Here is a 15,678-nt window from a genome sequence, read left to right on the forward strand (position 1 = left end):
CCTTAATGTCTGAATTTTGGTATAATAATACTATTCTAACCAAAAGGAGACTAACATGAAGCACAAATTGAAAGCTCTTATGCTAGCAATATTCTCTGTATTCTTTGTGTTTGGTGTCAAAGCTCAGGCAGACACAATTAGCATTGTATCTGATACAGCTTATGCCCCATTCGAATTTAAAGATTCAGACCAAACTTATAAAGGGATTGATGTTGATATCATCAAAGAAGTCGCTAAACGCGAGGGATGGGACTACGAACAAACTTACCCTGGTTTTGATGCTGCAGTAAACGCTGTTCAAGCGGGACAAGCTGATGCTCTTATGGCAGGAACAACCGTTACTGACGCACGTAAGAAAGTCTTTACTTTCTCTGATACCTATTATGATACTTCAATCGTTATCTACACCAAAAGTGGTAACACAGCCATTTCAAAATATAGCCAATTAAAAGGTAAAACTGTCGGTGTTAAAAATGGTACTGCTGCCCAAACTTGGCTTGACGAACATGCTGATAAATATGGCTATACTGTCAAAACATTTGATACTAGCGATTTGATGAATAACAGCCTTGATTCTGGTTCTATTGATGCAGCGATGGACGACACACCAGTTGTTCAATACGCTATCAATCAAGGAAAATCATATGAAATCAATATCGATGCAGAATCAATCGGAAGCTTCGCTTTTGCTGTTAAAAAAGGAAGCAGCTACGAATATTTGATTGATGAATTCAACGAAGCCCTTGCTGCTATGAAAGAAGACGGTACTTATGACCAAATCATGCAAAAATGGTTAGGTGATTCATATACATCTTCTTCAACAAGCTCATCATCTAATAGTTCAGCCGCTTCAAGTACCTTAACATTAACTGGAGACGCTTCTGCTAAAGCTACACCCGTTAAAAGTACTTACAAAATCGTCATGGACTCTTCTTTCGCACCATTTGAATACCAAAATGATTCTGGTGAATATGAAGGTATCGACGTTGAATTGATTAAAGCTATCGCTGAACAACAAGGTTTCAACGTTGAAATTTCTAACCCTGGTTTTGATGCTGCGCTTAACGCGGTTCAAGCTGGACAAGCGGATGCGGTCATAGCAGGTATGTCAATCACAGACGCTCGTAAGGAAATTTTTGATTTCTCTGATGCTTACTACACTTCAAATATCTTACTTGCTGTAAAATCTGGTAGCAGCGTTAAAAGTTATAGTGATTTAAAAGGCTTAACTGTCGGAGCTAAAAACGGAACATCATCTTACACATGGTTATCTGAACACGCTGACGAATACGGTTATACCTTGAAAGCTTTTGACGAAGCCTCAACAATGTATGACAGCTTAAACTCTGGTTCTATTGATGCCTTAATGGATGATGAAGCCGTTCTCCTCTACGCTATCCAACAAGGACGTGACTTTGAAACACCTATCGCTGGGGAAAAATCCGGTGAATACGGATTTGCCGTTAGCAAAGGTTCTAACCCAGAATTGATTGAAATGTTCAACAACGGTCTTGCTGCCTTGGTTGAATCTGGCGAATACGACGAAATCGTCAATAAATACCTTGATACAAGTGATAGTTCAAGCTCAAGTTCATCAACTGTTGATGAAACAACAATCTGGGGACTCCTCAAAAATAACTATTCACAATTACTTGCAGGTTTAGGAAAAACACTTAGCTTAACACTGATTTCATTTGCAATTGCTATGGTTATTGGTATTATCTTTGGTATGATGGCTGTTGCGCCAAACAAAGTTCTTCGTACTATTTCAGCTGTCTTTGTTGACATCGTACGTGGTATCCCATTGATGATTGTAGCTGCCTTTATCTTCTGGGGAATTCCAAACCTTCTCGAATCCATCACTGGCAGACAAAGTCCAATTAACGATTTCGTTGCAGCTACTATTGCGCTTTCGCTTAACGGCGGTGCTTACATTGCAGAAATCGTACGTGGTGGTATTGAGGCTGTTCCTCAAGGTCAAATGGAAGCCAGCCGTAGCTTGGGTATTTCATATGGTAAGACAATGCAAAAAATCATCTTGCCACAAGCTATTCGCCTAATGCTACCAAACTTCATCAACCAATTCGTTATTTCATTGAAAGATACAACTATCGTATCAGCAATTGGTCTTGTTGAACTCTTCCAAACTGGTAAAATTATCATTGCTCGTAATTACCAATCTTTCCGTGTGTATGCTATCCTAGCAGTTATCTACCTTGTAATGATTACCCTTTTGACACGTTTAGCAAAACGTCTAGAAAAGAGGCTTAAATAATGGCAGAATTAAAAATTGATGTACAAGATTTGCACAAATCTTATGGAAATAATGAGGTCTTAAAAGGAATCACAACTCAGTTCCACGAAGGTGATGTTGTTTGTATTATTGGTCCTTCAGGTTCAGGAAAATCAACATTCCTACGTACCCTCAACTTACTTGAAACAATCACAAGTGGGAAAGTTATCGTTGATGGTTATGAACTTTCTGACCCAAAAACTGATGTCGATAAAGTTCGTGAGGATATTGGAATGGTATTCCAACACTTTAACCTTTTCCCACACATGACAGTTCTTGAAAACATTACCTTTGCGCCTATCGAACTAGGTAAGGAAAGCAAAGAAGAGGCAGAAAAACATGCCATGGAACTTCTTGAACAAGTCGGCTTAGCTGATAAACGTGACGCAAAACCCGAAAGCTTATCAGGGGGACAAAAACAACGTGTGGCTATCGCTCGCAGTTTAGCCATGAATCCTGATATCATGCTTTTTGACGAGCCTACTTCTGCACTTGACCCAGAAATGGTCGGAGATGTTCTTAACGTTATGAAAAATCTTGCAGAACAAGGCATGACAATGTTAATCGTCACTCACGAAATGGGATTTGCTCGTAAAGTTGCCAACCGCGTTATCTTTACTGACGGCGGTGAATTCCTCGAAGACGGCACACCAGAACAAATCTTCGACAACCCACAACACCCACGCCTAAAGGACTTCCTTGATAAAGTCTTGAATGTGTAACTGAGTAAGAAAACTTGACAGCTAAAGCTGTTGTTTTCTACGCTAAGTGCTATAACACTTAGCTAACTCACTTATTAGCAAACGAGTAGGTTCAATATTAACCTACTAGTTTTGCGTCATAATCTTTTTATATTGGTCGGATGCTAAAGCATCTCGACCTTTTACGTTACCTACTAAATCGTAGGTAACTAGATTTCTCACTAGGTTAAGTTAAAGCTGTTAGGTTTCTACGCTAGGTATTACAGCACTTAGCTAACACTACCTACTATAACCTTTGACTTTTATAGCACCTTTTGATAAACTAATATCAAATTAACATTTAGGAGGAAAAGGAGCAATGAACAACTAAGAACAGAATTTTTGATACTACCATATCAAGTTTTGTTTTTAGTGTGCTCTTTAATAAACTTCCTCAGCTAATAGATGGCTATTTTCTGCCTTTATTAGTGCTATTTTGTTTTATTAATAGAAAGCCTCACTCTCTACTTGATTTGGTAGAGAGTTTTTTATTGAAAGCGAGGTTCTTATGCTACAAATTAATCATTTAACAATTACACATCTTAAAGACTTAACACAGCTTATTTCTGATTTAAATGTAATCGTCAATTCTGGGGATAAATTAGCTATTATTGGCGAAGAGGGTACTGGGAAGTCAACACTTTTAAAGGCTATTTTGTCTCCGCAATTAATGACTAACTACTGTATTCTCGAGGGAAAAATTGATAATCATTTTCCCAAAATTGGGTATTTACCACAAGCTTTGTCACAAAAACAAGAAAAGATGACAGTTTCAGAATTTCTTTATGATAATTTAGATTATGTTAGTTTCGATTTCAATGCTTTTTACCAAATGGCTGCGCGATTAGATTTGGATATTCAATTCTTAGAAAATAGAAATCAGAGTTTGAAAAGTTTATCTGGTGGAGAAAAATTAAAGTTACAACTTGCTAAACTGGTTGGTGAAACCAATGATTTACTCTTACTAGATGAACCCTCTAGCGACCTTGATGCACAGGCAATTAATACTTTACAAGCATTCATTCAATCATCTGACAAAACAATTATTTTTATCTCTCATGATGAAGCTCTGCTAGAAAAAACTGCTACTGCTATTCTACACCTTGAGTTAATAAAGCGTCGTCAAGTTGCTCGCGCAAGCTATTTTTCAGGAAGTTACACAGATTATATGACTTATCGTCACAAAGCTTACACCAAACAATTGGAACAAGCCAAAAACGACCGCCGTATAAAAGCTAAAAGAGATGCTAAAATACAACGGCTTCATCAGGCGGCAGAATACAATGTGCGAAATACTCATGATAGCACTATGGGGAGATTAGCGGCTAAAAAGATGAAAAATGTCTTATCTCTTGAAAAACGGTATGCCAAAGAAAAAGAAAAAATGGTCAATTTTCCTGAAGAAATGGATAGTATAAAACTATTTTTCGATGATATTATCCCTCTCGATAACAAGAAAAAACTTCTGTCTTGGGACAATCATGATTTATCAACTGGCCAAAAAGTCAGTTTAACCATTTTAGGTCAAGATAAACTGGTGATTACTGGGCGAAACGGTATCGGAAAAACACGTCTGCTCACACAAATTTACCAAGAGCTAGATAAAAATCATTTTTCAATCGGTTATATGCCACAAGATTACGATAGTGTTTTTAGCAAAGAAATGACCGCTCTAACATTTTTAACACAGGTATCAGACAGCGAAAAAGCTCGAACACTCCTTGCCAGCCTTCAATTTACAAGACAAGAAATCGAACACTCTGTCCTTGAACTTTCAGGTGGGCAAAAAGCAAAACTATTCTTAGCACGTATGGTTTTAGCCCAAAATCATATCTTAATTCTTGATGAGCCGACAAGGCATTTTTCACCAACTAGTCAGCCATTAATCAGAGAACTTTTAAGAAATTTTAACGGCTGTATTATCAGTGTTTCTCACGATAGAAAATTCATTGACGACATTGCTAATCTGCGTTATCAATTAACTGACAAAGAACTTCAAAAATATTAAAAAAACTGTCCACTGGACAGTTTTTTCACGAGTCTAGAAATTGAAAAGCGAGTTAAGTCCAGTGGACAGTTTTTTCACAAGCTTAGAGATTGAAAAACGAGTTTTATGCAGGTAAGTAAGGCGAGTATTATGATTCTTGATCCTTGGCTTCATCTGCTTTTTCTTTAGCTAATTTTTCACGCTCCAAGCGCAAACGTCGATTTGGATTAAGGGTATTGAAAAGTTCTTCTAGCTTTTCAGCATTCCAAACATCGGCTGCTGATACAAAATTACCATCTTTATCTCGAAAAGATATCGGTTTATCACCCATAAGAACCTCCAGTAAAATGTAATATAAGCTCAATTGTGAATCATCACAATTCCTATTAATCTTTAAAATTTATAATTCTTCCAATTTAAGCAAAGCAGCACAGCAATCAAACACGTCGTTGGAACATAAGTTACTAGTTCGAAAATGGTTTCGATAATGAACCATTTTCGAACTAGTAAGATGCCTAGGCAAGCTCCATATAGAGCTTGCTGTCTTGTCGTTAGATAGCTAAGCTATCAACGACAAGTGGCAGGTTAATCCACAAATTCGAATTCGAAGTTTCCGATTCGGACAATGTCTCCGTCTTTAGCTCCGCGTTCACGAAGGGCTTCATCAACCCCCATACCACGCAATTGGCGAGCAAATTTCATAACGGATTCATCACGTTCCATATTCGTCATGACAAAGAGTTTTTCAAGTTTTTCACCTGACAATACCCAAGCAGCATCGTCATCACGTGAAATTTCAAATGGACGTTCATCTGGAGCAAAGCCATAATAAACTTCTTCGTCAATCATGTCATCATCAGTGTAAAGCAAGAATTCATCTGTCTTAGCAAGTAATTCTGCTGTCGCTTCCATTAGATTTTCTAGTCCTTGATGTGCCAAGCTTGAAATTGGGAAAATCATTGGCATCTCTTCAAAATCATCATAATTCGCTGTCAATTTTTCTTTGAAAATTTTCAAGTTTTCTTCCGCTTCTGGCATATCCATCTTATTTGCAACAATGATTTGTGGACGTTCCATCAAACGAAGATTATAGGTTTCAAGCTCATTATTAATAGAAACATAATCTTCATACGGGTCACGACCTTCACTAGCTGACATATCAATCACGTGTAAGATAACGCGTGTACGCTCAATATGGCGAAGGAATTGTGTACCTAGTCCAACACCTTGTGAAGCGCCCTCAATCAACCCTGGAAGGTCAGCCATAGCAAAGCTATCACCTGATTTGGTACGAACCATTCCAAGATTAGGCACGATTGTTGTAAAGTGGTAAGCACCAATTTTAGGTTTAGCAGCTGTCACAACACTCAACAATGTTGATTTACCAACTGATGGGAATCCAACCAAACCAACGTCAGCCAAGATTTTTAATTCTAATTGAAGGTTACGTTCCTCACCAGGTTCACCATTTTCAGCGATTTCAGGTGCTGGGTTACGTGGTGTCGCAAAGCGAATATTACCACGTCCACCACGTCCGCCACGAGCAACAACGAATTCTTGACCATTCTCAACAAGGTCAGTAATCACTTTATTGGTTTCCGCATCACGAACAGTTGTCCCTTGTGGGACCCGGACAATAAGGTCCTCCGCACCACGTCCGTGCATTCCCTTTGTCATCCCTTTTTCACCAGATTTGGCTTTAAAAATACGATTATAACGGAAGTCCATCAAGGTACGAAGCCCTTCGTCAACTTTAAAGATGACTGAACCACCTTTACCGCCATCACCGCCCCAAGGTCCACCGTTAGGGACGTATTTTTCACGACGAAAGGCAACCATTCCGTCACCACCACGACCAGCTTTTACGCTAATTTTGGCAGTATCTAAAAACATACTCATTATTAATTCCTATTCTTTCATTATTGTAAAAATTACTTTAAAGTTTGATGGGTTAAAGCATAAAAAAACGCCTCTTCAGCGTTCTTTAAATAATTGAACCAATTGCAGTCGCAATAAGACCACCTACGGTTACTAGAACCATTAAGATAACAACTACTAAAGTCAGTTTTTCAAACGCTGTTTTTTTACGTGGTCCGTTTTCACCAAATGCCACTTTAATACACCTCGCTCATTGAATTTATTACTATTATCTTAACATGATTGCCCCAAATAATCAAATAACTACTGCAGAAATTTACAATTCAACATCAAATTCTTCAAGGCTTGCTAACTCATCATCTGTTAATCGACGCCACTCTCCAAGAGCCAATTGCTTATCCAATTGAAGTGGCCCCATGCTGAGACGTTGAAGATCTGTCACTTTTTTGCCACAAGCCTGTACCATGCGTTTGACTTGGTGGAATTTTCCCTCTTTAATGGTAATTTCAACAACACTTGTTCTTTCTGCTTCATTTATTTCAAGAATCACCAACTGCGCTGGCTGACAAGTGAAATCTTTCAAGTCAATACCATTGGCAAAAGCTGCCACATCAGCGGTCGTCATCAGACCAGCAACTTTGGCTCGGTAAGTTTTATCAACATGTTTTTTAGGAGATAGCATGGCATGCGCTAACTTACCGTTATTAGTTAATAGTAAAAGCCCATGCGTATCAATATCCAAACGCCCAATTGGAAAGGTTTCCTTATCCCAAGCTGTCTTATCGAGTAAATCTAAGACGGTTTTATGATGATTATCCTCCGTTGCTGAAATCACACCTTTTGGTTTATTCAACATATAATAAACGTATTTTTCATAAGAAAGAGTCTGCCCCTGACACCTAATCTGGTCGGCCTTCTCATCAATCTGTGTTTTAGGTGATATTTCTACTTTACCATTAACAAGCACTTGTTTTTTCTTTAGCAGTTGTTTGACTTCCGTCCGCGATCCTATGCCTGCTTCTACCAAAAATTTATCTAAACGCATCTTCTTTCCTTTACCTATTCTTACATTTTTTAAACGATTTCCTATCTATTGTATCATTTTTCAAGGCACAAAGAAAACAAGGCGGGCAATGCCCGAACCTTGTTTTACATTAATTTGATTGGATTTATTCTTTATATGCGTAAGTAAAATCTACTGATAAACCAGTTGAGCTACGAACAAGTCCTTTAAGGTCTGGATTTTGAAGTCCTTTACCACTACGGAAATAGATTGGGTTATAAAGCGCATTGTCATAAAGTGCTTTTTCAGCGGCTTTATAATCGTCTGCAGCAGCCGCTGGGTCTAAAGCATCTGTTGTGATTGCTTTTTGGTAAGCCGCATCATAATCTGCATTTGAGAATTTACCGTAGTTGTAAGATGAGTTAGTAGTGAACAGACCATAGAAAGTAGAACCTTCTGGATAGTCACCACCCCAAAGCACAAGAGCTACATCAAAGTTCTGGTTTTTAGTATCTTCAAGACGTTGTTTGAAAGTAACGAATTTTTCTTCGACTGTCAAACCTGAAAGAGTATTTTCCCAAGTTTCTTTGATATAGTCAACTGCAGCTTTTGCAACTGGTGCATCTGAATCAGCCGTGATTGTCAATGTAACTGAATCAGTACCAAGTTCTGCCAAACCTTCTTTGAAGAGTTTAGCTGCTGCTTCTTCATCATAGCTATAACCTGGAGAAACGTATTCAGCCAAATCAGCACCATCTGGCAATGTTTCAAGACCCGTAGGCGCAAGAGCTGTCGCAACTGTTGAACCAGTATCTATCGCAGCTTTGACAATTCCTTCACGATCAGTTGCCAAGTTAAGGGCTTGACGAATTTTAGTGTTGTTCAAAGCAGTCACAGTACCTGTTTGGTTATAAACCATGTAGGCTGTTGTAGCTTCTGGAACATCAACAACATCATCACGATTTTTATTAGCTTTGTATGTTGCTTCAGTATTTGAGATGTTTGCATAATCAAGATCACCATCTTTATACATTTGCACAGCTGTATCTGGTTTCTTAATCGTTTGGATGTTTACTTTCTTAGTCTTAACATCTTTAGCATCCCAATAGTATTTGTTTTTCACAAGAGTAAACGTTCCGTTTGTACCGTTCCAATCTTCAACGGTATATGGTCCAGAATACAATGATTTTTCAGAAGTTGTTCCGTAATCATCACCTGCTTCTTCAACAAAGTCTTTACTTTGTGGCATGAAGTTTGCAAATGAAAGCAAGCTCATAAACTGTGGTGACGGAGCAGATAAAGTGAAAATAAGTTTATTTCCGTCAGCTTTGACACCCAATTCATCAACACTTTTAGTTCCTGCAATAACTTCTTCAGCATTCAAGACGTGTGCATCTGATACAAGGTAAGCGTACTCTGAAGCCGTTGCTGGGGCAACAATACGTTGCCAACTATAGACAAAGTCTTCTGCTGTCAAATCACTTCCATCTGACCATTTAAGATCATCGCGAAGTGTTGCTGTATAAGTCAAGCCATCATCAGATACTTCTACTTTTTCAGCCAAATCAGGTTGTAACTCGCCATCTTCATCACGACGAAGAAGGTTACTTCCTGAGTTACCAATTGCAATTGATGAATAAGTATCTGTAACTTTTGAAATATCCAAGGTACTAATTTCAGTTGGAATAAACCAATTGATTTCATCACTTGAAGAAGCTGATGAACTACTGCTATTGCCACAAGCTGCTAAAACAACTGTTGATAACAAGGTCACAGCTCCTAGACCTACACGTTTCCATTTTTTAATCTCCATAATGGGATCCTCCTACCATAAACTTTCTTTTGGTATGTTAACCATTATAACATACTATTTTCTAAAAATACAGAAAATTTGTAAATTAATTAATTTTTCCAAAAAACTTAGTTATATTTATTTTTCACTCATTTTACATACTTTTATGGAAGGAAACGGTAAAATATGCATAAAAACACCATTTTATGCATTTTTAAGCCGTTTTAGCGTTTTTATTTTTAATAAATATTAAAACCTTGAATATTTCAAGTGTTTTTTTGTTTCATCATACAAATAATATCAGAAAAGTTAATATCAAATATCAGTTTCATTTCGACTCTCGTTCTCAAAATCTTACATATGAGGGGGAAAAGAGTACTCTAGATTGATGACAACGTTTTGTTTTTGCGAAATAGTTGCTTGGCTACTTTGCAAAAGACAGTCTTTAATCTGTAAAAACCTAAGCTCACCTCCATCTCTTTAGTTTAGCATAGAAAAAGAGATTGATATAATTATTTGAATAATTTGCTTCGCTGTTTCTTTATTGTTGCTCATCTAGAGCACCTCCTATATAAATTTCCCTAGGTTTGAATACATGATATCTTAACATGACTGCGCTTTCAACCTATTTTCAAAATTTGAAAATTTTTGTTTTAAAATGAAAAATAGGGAAATAATCCTCCTGCTATCAAACCTACACTCCCACCCCCAATAAATATTCTTTCTCTAATCCTTCCCCACCCAAAGTAAAAAGCCATATATGCTATCTGCATCATACTTCAGCACTTACTAATGATGCAAACAAAGTAGCTTACATGTCAGGTTTGTCACTAGAGAGGCATTTGTTACTCCTCAGTGAACTATACGCTGAGTAACTGACCACACGCATCCATGTAATTAAAAAAACAAACGTATTTCCTACACTGACACAATATCACATCTGACAAAAAGATTTCATTTTGATAAAAATTCAAACAGGTCATATCGATTTGAAATTGAAAGATATTATTAGTATTGAACTTGTCGAAAAGATACTCTATGAATCAAATTAAGTTTCAGCGTGACCACCCTCAAGTGGATACAGTAAGAGCTACCAAGATTTTGGATGTAACTTCTACTGCTACTCCAATATGAACATTCCATTGACTTTCCTGCCGCTGATATCCTCAAAACAATAGTAACATCTCGTAAGAATTACTTTGTCCTAAAAAAGAAAAATCTAGGGATAACCAATATCACTTACTTATATTTGAGGTAAATACCTTATATGAAAATCAGCTTATTTGCCGCTATACCTATAAGCAAACAACAAACATACATAATGACTAATTTTAGTCTCACTCATACTAACATGCGTGCCAAACAACACACGGTGGTCTATTGGTTATTTTTATCTTTAAAATTGAAACAACCAAGCAACTAAAGGAATTGCTCGGCTGGTTTAATTATCTATCTAACGGTTCTCTCTAATCATTTCTCGATACCAACGATAAGAAGCTTTTGGTATTCGTTTCAAGGTTCCTTGTCCTTGATCATCCATATCTACATATATCAAACCGTATCGTTTCGACATTTGTCCTCCTGTTGCACTAATGATATCAATCCCAGACCACATCGTATAACCTAATATAGGAATACCATCCTCATCTTTTGCCTTTAATAGGGCAGTAATATGATCTGATAAATAGTTAATACGATAGGTATCATCAATCTCATTATGTTCATCCAAAGAATCAATCGCACCCAAACCATTTTCTACAACGAACAAAGGTTTTTGATAACGATCATATAATTCATTCAATGTGATTCTAAAACCCAACGGATCGATTGGCCATCCCCACTGACTCGTCTCCAAAAAAGGATTTGAAACAGATGCGAATAAATTCCCCGAATTCGTTGCTAAAGAAGCATCAGCTGATACGCAACGACTATTGTAATAAGATAAACTGATATAATCTACCGTGTATTCTTTTAGTAATAGTAAATCCTCCTCAGGAATCAACAAATTGATGTCATTCCTTTTGAAAAACTTTTGTGCATAAGTAGGATACTCTCCCCTGACTTGAACATCTGTAAAGAAATAGTTTTCCCTATCTTTTTCCAAAGCTAACCAAACATCTTCTGGATTTGCTGAATAGGAATAAACCTTTCCAGCTGCTAGCATACAACCAATGTTATTCTCTTTTGAAATTTCATGAGCTAACTTAGTCGCTTTAGCTGAGGCAATTAACTGATGGTGTGCTGCTTGATAAATGTACTCCAGAGGGTAAGATTTATCTGATACATACAAACCTGCGGCTAAGAATGGTAAATGTAAAATCATATTGATTTCATTAAAGGTTATCCAATACTTGATGCGTCCTTTAAAATGCTGGAATAAGACTTCACAGTAATTCAAATAATAATCAACAACCTGCCTATCTCCCCATCCGCCAAATTCTTCTACCAGATAAAGAGGTAAGTCGAAATGACAAATAGTTACTATCGGCTCAATACTATTGTCTAAAAGCTTATTAATAATCTTATCATAGAAAGCTAAACCACTAGGATTCGGTTTATCTTCATTACCTTTTGGAAAAATACGTGACCATGAAAAGGATAACCGATAAGCATTTATTCCTAATTCTATTAATAAATCAATATCTGTATCGTAGTTCTCTGCCATATTGATTGCTTGCCTTCCAGGAAAATAGGTATCATTCTGAAGGGTGTTATGACAGATTTCACCTTTCATGACACCAAAACGCTGCTCTCCAAATGGAATAACATCAACTAATGCCTTACCTCGTTGTTCTATACCACCTTCACATTGATTGGCAGCTGTTGCTACTCCCCATAAAAATTCATTGTCCATACTATCTACTTTCTAACAGAGATCATCTTTTGACCAAATGCGATATCCTGTTGATTCTCAATCGTCATATCAGAAAACTCTTCCCAATTTGTAACTAGCACTGGTGTTACCAGCGAGTAGCCTTCCGATTGAATAAGTTTCTGATCAAATTCTATTAATACTTGACCTTTTTGAACGTGTTCACCAGCAGTCACTTTAGTTGAAAAGCCTCTACCATTTAACTGCACAGTATCCATTCCAATATGAATCAAAATTTCAATTCCACTATCGCTCTTTAATCCTATGGCATGGCCAGTTGGAAATAATGCTATAATCTCACCATCAACAGGAGATTTTAAAGTTCCTTGACTTGGAATGATTGCTAAACCTTTTCCCAGCATTCCAGAAGCAAAAGCTTGGTCTTCAATACTTTCTAGTGGAACGACTTCTCCCTCTAAAGGGCTTAAAAGAATAGTATCTTTTTCTTCTGACTCATTCTGCACTAATTCATCTTCTTTATAGAACATTAAAGTTAAGATCAACCCGACAACCATCGAGATAAGAATCCCTACAAAAGCAACAATAATATTCCCCATGCTTCCATCTGGATTCATCATATTAGGCAATTCGAAAATTCCCATACCACCCATGATAAATTTTCTAAAATTGAAATGTCCATAGAAAGCACCACCAATTCCTCCTGCGATACAGCTGATAATAAATGGTTTTTTTAATGGTAACAACATCCCGTAAATAGCTGGTTCCGTAATACCAAAAATTCCTGATATAAAGTTAGGAATAGCCATCTCTTTTAATTTCTGATTTTTAGTCTTGCAATAAATGCCCAACACTACCGCCGATGTTGCAAAGGTACAAGCAAAGAATGGCATCATGACATTATCATAACCCAATGTCATCACGTTATTAATATACACTGGAATAAAGCCCCAATGAAGACCAAAAATGATTAGAATTTGCCAAGTTGCCCCTACTAACGCACCTGCTAAAAGTGGACTGATGTCACGCACAGCAAGGGTAAATTGAGAAATTAAGGTTGAACCAAATGTTGCCAGAGGACCCAATACCAATAAAGTCACTGGAATAACGGTTAACATCGTCAACATTGGCACAAAGAAGAATTTCACCAAGTCTGGAATGAGACGATTATATACCCATTCACATTTTGAAGCAAACCAAACTGCTAGAATAACAGGAATAACTGTTCCTGTATAATCAATCGCAATTACTGGGATGCCAAGAAAATTGATATAGACTGGTGATGCTAGAACGCTACCTTCAAATAGAGTAAACAAAGCTTCTGAATTTGCGGATAAACTACTTGCTTGAATCGCTGGATAACAGAGAGCCGCTCCAATTGCTAAACCAAGCATTGGTTTCAACTTAAATTTTTTCGCCGCCGTATATCCTAGAAACAGAGGCATAAAGGTAAACATAGCATCTCCAACAGCATTTAAAATCTGATAGACACCACTAGTATTTTCATATAAACCTAAGGTAACAAACAAGGTATTGAAACCTTTAACCATTCCACAAGCAGCCATAATGCCTAGAACTGGCTGAAAAATTCCAGAAATCGTATCGATCATTCTGTCGAATAATTTTACATTTACTGGCTGACCACTTACTTTAGAATCTGTAATATTCAGCAAAGGCAGAACTTCTTCATAGACATCTGCAACATGGTTACCGATAACAACTTGATACTGTCCTCCACTTTTCATGACAGTTACAACGCCATCTAGTGCCTTTAGATAATCATCATCTGCTTTTGATTCATCAACTAAATTAAAGCGTAGGCGTGTGATACAGTGGACAAGTCCTGTGACATTATCTTTTCCACCGATATGCTCAACAATATCTTGTGCTAAGGCTTGATAGTTTTTCATATTTTCCTCCCTAATGTCTTTTTTGACAGAGCTAGTATAACAACTTCAGATAACGCTTACAATTTTATTTCAATATTTTGGACAAATGGTCCAGTAATCATTTAAAAAAACCTTTGTTTTCTGTAACAAAGGTTCAATGTGGTTTATTTTGGTCGATTAGATAGGTTTACTTTGACTTGTTTATCATATGTTTTGGCTAGATACATTGAAAATAGAAGATCGATAATATACGTCAAGCTGATATTACTACTGACAACATCCAAACCAATCAAGCTTTCACGATTAGGCAATTCTATAATCTCATGACAGTAAGGTTTTAATTGTTCATAATAAGGACCAACTAATCCAACAATGGGACAAAACCCTTCCTGTTTTAAATAACGTGCCATCTGAAGAATGGACTCGTTTTTTCCAGTAAAGCTGATAAGGAAAAATACTGTTTTCTTATCTTTATTGAGTGCAAGAAAATGCTTATTAAGAGATTCCATAGCGGTTGCTTGTAGCCCTAAATTTGAAAACTTAAATGCAGCAGCTTGTGCTGAGATATACGAAATACCAGTCCCTAAAAAAATTATCTGATCCGATTTTTCAATAAAATTTATAAGTTTTGGAAGTTGTTGCTTTCTTAAAGTAAATCTAGTATTGGTTAAAGCTTTATCATAAATCTGCGGAAGAATATCTAGGAGATCCTCAAAATTTGTATGGGAAGAAATTGGCTCCTTTGACAATAATGCATCAAGTCGTTGCTTTTCATGCCATTCTGCTAACAATTGTAATTTGAACTCTTGGAACCCAGAAAAGCCTAGTTTTTGACACAGACGAACAACCGTTGCCTTACTAGTAAATGATTTTCCTGCCAATCCTTGAGCAGAAAAGGAGGGAATCATTTTCATGTTCTCCAAAATAAAGGACGCAACCACTTGCTCTTGAGGAGTCAAATCGGACTGCTCTTGTAATTTATCAACTAACATATTATTCTCTTTTCTTATTAACTGCTCTATGATGATTATAGCATATAAAAACAAAAATATGTTCAGACTTACTAACTCTGCTCCTCAAATCATTTACGGAAACTGAAAACTCTTCATTTCCTGGCATTCGACCTGTCTTTATATTTACAATTTCAAATTCGAATTTTTTGTAAAATGTAAGCTCAAGAATACTTCCTGCTAAAACTTCAATTGAAATAGTATTATTCATCTGCTTGAAAGCACCATCAACTAACCTTGTCCCAATCCCTTGTCG

The 15,678-nt window shown here is 36.9% G+C and carries 12 protein-coding genes and 2 pseudogenes; 5 read left to right on the forward strand and 9 right to left on the reverse strand.

Annotated features, from left to right (window positions below; translation table 11 throughout):
- Nucleotides 1-55: 55 nt before the first annotated feature.
- The 3 genes from CCC20_RS01730 to CCC20_RS01740 all read left to right on the forward strand — a co-directional run bounded on the left by CCC20_RS01730 (nucleotide 56) and on the right by CCC20_RS01740 (nucleotide 5,041).
- A complete protein-coding gene (locus CCC20_RS01730; protein ID WP_013852035.1) occupies nucleotides 56-2,275 on the forward strand; it encodes an ABC transporter substrate-binding protein/permease in 2,220 nt (739 codons plus the stop codon).
- Entirely contained in the window at nucleotides 2,275-3,015 is a 741-nt protein-coding gene (locus CCC20_RS01735) for an amino acid ABC transporter ATP-binding protein (RefSeq protein ID WP_013852036.1), read from the forward strand. Before CCC20_RS01730 ends, CCC20_RS01735 begins: the two co-directional genes overlap by 1 nt.
- 526 nt (nucleotides 3,016-3,541) lie before the next feature.
- Nucleotides 3,542-5,041 (forward strand): ATP-binding cassette domain-containing protein, encoded by a 1,500-nt coding sequence (locus CCC20_RS01740; RefSeq protein ID WP_287178737.1) that lies wholly within the window; start codon nucleotides 3,542-3,544, stop codon nucleotides 5,039-5,041.
- A gap of 127 nt (nucleotides 5,042-5,168) precedes the next feature.
- Here CCC20_RS01740 and CCC20_RS01745 read toward each other — a convergent pair whose 3' ends face one another.
- From CCC20_RS01745 to CCC20_RS01765, 5 genes are all read right to left on the reverse strand, one after another.
- The gene (locus tag CCC20_RS01745) at nucleotides 5,169-5,351 is read right to left on the reverse strand and encodes a hypothetical protein (protein ID WP_003065502.1); all 183 of its coding nucleotides are present in this window, start codon (nucleotides 5,349-5,351) and stop codon (nucleotides 5,169-5,171) included.
- Between the two features lie 254 nt (nucleotides 5,352-5,605).
- The gene (gene obgE, locus CCC20_RS01750) at nucleotides 5,606-6,919 is read right to left on the reverse strand and encodes a GTPase ObgE (RefSeq protein ID WP_003065504.1); all 1,314 of its coding nucleotides are present in this window, start codon (nucleotides 6,917-6,919) and stop codon (nucleotides 5,606-5,608) included.
- A gap of 85 nt (nucleotides 6,920-7,004) precedes the next feature.
- Nucleotides 7,005-7,133 carry a DUF4044 domain-containing protein gene (locus CCC20_RS01755; protein ID WP_003065505.1) on the reverse strand — a complete coding sequence of 43 codons (129 nt, stop codon included), beginning with the start codon at nucleotides 7,131-7,133 and terminating at the stop codon, nucleotides 7,005-7,007.
- Nucleotides 7,134-7,214: 81 nt separating this feature from the next.
- Nucleotides 7,215-7,943, reverse strand: coding sequence for a pseudouridine synthase (locus CCC20_RS01760; protein ID WP_117575002.1), 729 nt, complete (start codon nucleotides 7,941-7,943; stop codon nucleotides 7,215-7,217).
- 124 nt (nucleotides 7,944-8,067) lie between these two features.
- The gene (locus tag CCC20_RS01765) at nucleotides 8,068-9,714 is read right to left on the reverse strand and encodes a peptide ABC transporter substrate-binding protein (RefSeq protein WP_003065508.1); all 1,647 of its coding nucleotides are present in this window, start codon (nucleotides 9,712-9,714) and stop codon (nucleotides 8,068-8,070) included.
- 737 nt (nucleotides 9,715-10,451) lie between these two features.
- Here CCC20_RS01765 and CCC20_RS01770 point away from each other — a divergent pair.
- Both CCC20_RS01770 and CCC20_RS01775 read left to right on the forward strand, forming a co-directional pair.
- A pseudogene (locus CCC20_RS01770) lies at nucleotides 10,452-10,745 on the forward strand (hypothetical protein).
- Nucleotides 10,732-11,022 (forward strand): annotated as a pseudogene (locus CCC20_RS01775) (DUF5960 family protein). Before CCC20_RS01770 ends, CCC20_RS01775 begins: the two co-directional pseudogenes overlap by 14 nt.
- Before the next feature lie 124 nt (nucleotides 11,023-11,146).
- Here the strand turns inward: CCC20_RS01775 and CCC20_RS01780 are convergent.
- From CCC20_RS01780 to CCC20_RS01795, 4 genes are all read right to left on the reverse strand, one after another.
- A complete protein-coding gene (locus CCC20_RS01780; RefSeq protein WP_013852038.1) occupies nucleotides 11,147-12,547 on the reverse strand; it encodes a 6-phospho-beta-glucosidase in 1,401 nt (466 codons plus the stop codon).
- A gap of 5 nt (nucleotides 12,548-12,552) precedes the next feature.
- A complete protein-coding gene (locus CCC20_RS01785) occupies nucleotides 12,553-14,433 on the reverse strand; it encodes a beta-glucoside-specific PTS transporter subunit IIABC (protein WP_270620202.1) in 1,881 nt (626 codons plus the stop codon).
- A gap of 143 nt (nucleotides 14,434-14,576) precedes the next feature.
- Nucleotides 14,577-15,404, reverse strand: coding sequence for a MurR/RpiR family transcriptional regulator (locus CCC20_RS01790; RefSeq protein WP_013852040.1), 828 nt, complete (start codon nucleotides 15,402-15,404; stop codon nucleotides 14,577-14,579).
- 1 nt (nucleotide 15,405) lies between these two features.
- Nucleotides 15,406-15,633, reverse strand: coding sequence for a hypothetical protein (locus CCC20_RS01795; protein WP_003065516.1), 228 nt, complete (start codon nucleotides 15,631-15,633; stop codon nucleotides 15,406-15,408).
- Nucleotides 15,634-15,678 lie beyond the last annotated feature (45 nt).

This window comes from Streptococcus sp. LMAG:39, assembly GCF_008680485.1.
GTDB classification, from domain to species: domain Bacteria; phylum Bacillota; class Bacilli; order Lactobacillales; family Streptococcaceae; genus Streptococcus; species Streptococcus pasteurianus.